The 1,609-nt window shown below is 61.0% G+C and carries 1 protein-coding gene; it reads right to left on the bottom strand.

Annotated elements, in window-relative coordinates:
- On the bottom strand, positions 1-1,380 hold a 1,380-nt coding region (locus HP499_RS24035), incomplete at its 3' end, for an XRE family transcriptional regulator (RefSeq protein WP_172326540.1).
- Positions 1,381-1,609 lie beyond the last annotated feature (229 nt).

The raw sequence follows: 1,609 nt of genomic DNA on the forward strand, positions 1-1,609 counted from the left end.
GGCCAAGGACTCCGGCGGCCGCTTGCAGCAGTTGGGATCCGGGCAGTTGGACGTCGCCCGGGCGGTAGTTTCCCGTCCGCGGAACCATTTCACGTGCTGGTACGGCACTCCGATGCTCAACGAGAACTCACCGGCAGCTGAGCGCTCAGTACGGGCCGTGCACCAGTAAGTGCCCGATGGCGTGTCCGTGTACTGGCTGTAGGCGCTGAACTTGTCCGGCACATCGAACACCGCGCGCGATGTCCATGCTTTGCAGGACGGCTGTCCTTCAATGGCGCCGGTGTGGTCCTGGGGGAAGGTCACGCCGTCGTTCTCGTAGGCCTTGTAGATGATGCCGGACTGGTGCGTCTTCTGGAAATGTGTGGTGATGCCAAGGTGCTTGGTTGCGAGGTTGGTGAAACGGTGCGCGGCAGTTTCGTAGGACACCGCGAAGGCATCCCGGACGTCCTCCACTGCGATTTCCTTGGCGGCCTTGGCTTTTTGCAGGAACTCCACGGTGGCTTGCTCCGGCAGCAACAGAGCGGCCGCGAAGTAGTTGGTGGCCACACGCTGAGCCAGGAAATCGCCGTAGTTCCGGGGAGTTTCATGCCCCAGGACGTAGTGGCCCAACGCCTGCAGGAGGACCGAGCGGGGATCGTGATCCTGGCGCTGGTTCTGCGTCAGATAAATTCTGCGGTTCTTCAAATCCGTTACGGACCGCGTGGAATGAGGCAGATCGCCCACATGATGAAGGGAAAAACCCAGGTTCTCAGCGATGTCCGCAATGACGTGCTGGCTCAACGGACCGGTGGTGTAACCCACCCCTTTGAGGACCTTCTGCGCCTCCGCCTCATACTCTGGGAAATAGTTACCGCGCTCGCGCATCATGGCACGCAACTCGCCGTTCGCGCGGCGGGCTTCTTCCGGCGTCGCGACTTGCTCATTCAACTTGCGCTCGAGCTCCTGGAGCAGCCCCACTTGCGACTCGAGCACATCGAGTGGAAGCCGCGAGCTGATGCGGATTTTGGGGAGGTTGAGGGATTCGTACAGCGGCCCGCGCTGGTACCGTTCCAGCTCGATTTCCAGTGCGGCCCTGCGGCTCGGCGGCTCCGCTCCGAGCAGCTGATCGATGGTCACGTTCAGTGACGCAGCGAGCTGCTGAAGCAGCCCCAATTTTGGTTCGCGCTTGCCGTTTTCAATCAAGCTCAGCTGGCTCGGCGCGGTCCCGACGGCGGCACTCAAGTCGTCCAGCGTCAGCCCGGCCTGCTTGCGCAGATGGCGCACGCGGCGGCCAAGGCTGATGACGTCCAGTTCAGGGGACGCGGCGGACAACGACGGCGATGCTACTTCGCGATTCCAGCTCACAGGCGACATTTCTTGAGAATACGCGAAGAAGTGCATTTCTTTCCATAGTTTTCCTCTAGTAACCCTCTTGGAAGTGCAGAAAAGTAGGACTTACGAAAAAGAAATACAGATCCCGGACAAGCCGGCCGACGCAGCAACGGCGCAGCGGAGGCCGGCCCGGGCACCACATAGGAGATAAAAATGACCGCATCATTTGAACCCGCAGAGCAGTCCGCAGAGCAGCAGGCCGCAGCGCTGGAACTTGAATGGTCCGCCAACCCGCGTT

The organism is Paenarthrobacter sp. CM16 (genome assembly GCF_013179505.1).
In the GTDB taxonomy this organism is placed as follows: Bacteria; Actinomycetota; Actinomycetes; order Actinomycetales; family Micrococcaceae; genus Arthrobacter.